Raw genomic sequence first — 667 nt, forward strand, 5'->3', positions numbered from 1 at the left:
TGATCCCGTTCTGGAACTGCTGGAAGCGCCCGCCGAGCGAGGAGTCCCGTTCACCCGTGATCGGCCGGCCCAGCGGGCCGCCGGGGCCGCCCGTGCTGTCGTACTTCGCCGCGATGGTGCCGTACGGGACCAGGTCGTCCAGGTTGTTGTAGCGGCGGGGCGTGAAACCTCTGAGCCCGTCGCCCCACACCCGCTCCTCGGCTACATGCCCGAAGTCGTACTCCTCGCGCACCACCGGCTGGGTGTGGGCGGGGTCCGCCCAGCGGAGGAACAGCGCGACGTGGTCCGTGCCGCCCGAGTCGCGCAGCAGGGCGTCACCCGGCTGCAGGTCGTTGGCGGGGATGTCGAAGGTGACGTCCCACAGGCCCCAGGTCGTCAGGGACGTACCGAGGTTCCAGGCCATCGACACATAGCCCGAGCAGTCCGGCCGGTAGCAGCCGAACTGGTTCTGATGGCAGCCGCTCTGGCTGTACGGGACCTGCTCGGCGATCCACGACCACGCACGGTCCATCGCCTCGCCGCGCCCGATCGGCCCGCCCGGCTCCGAGGCGCTCGCGGCCGGTGCCGTACCGAACATGACCGCCAGGGCCGCCAGGGCCAGCGTCACCGCCCCGATCACCCGCCGAAGACTCGGCGGTGCGAATGAGTTCATGACTGCCTCCCCGTC

Annotated in this window: 1 pseudogene; it reads right to left on the reverse strand. The window is 70.9% G+C overall.

The window, feature by feature from the left end:
* Positions 1 to 652, reverse strand: a pseudogene (locus EES42_RS44835) (hypothetical protein); the annotation flags it as partial.
* Between the last annotated feature and the right edge of the window lie 15 nt (positions 653 to 667).

Origin of the sequence: Streptomyces sp. ADI95-17, assembly GCF_003846175.1 — a bacterium.
Lineage (GTDB): Bacteria > Actinomycetota > Actinomycetes > Streptomycetales > Streptomycetaceae > Streptomyces > Streptomyces sanglieri.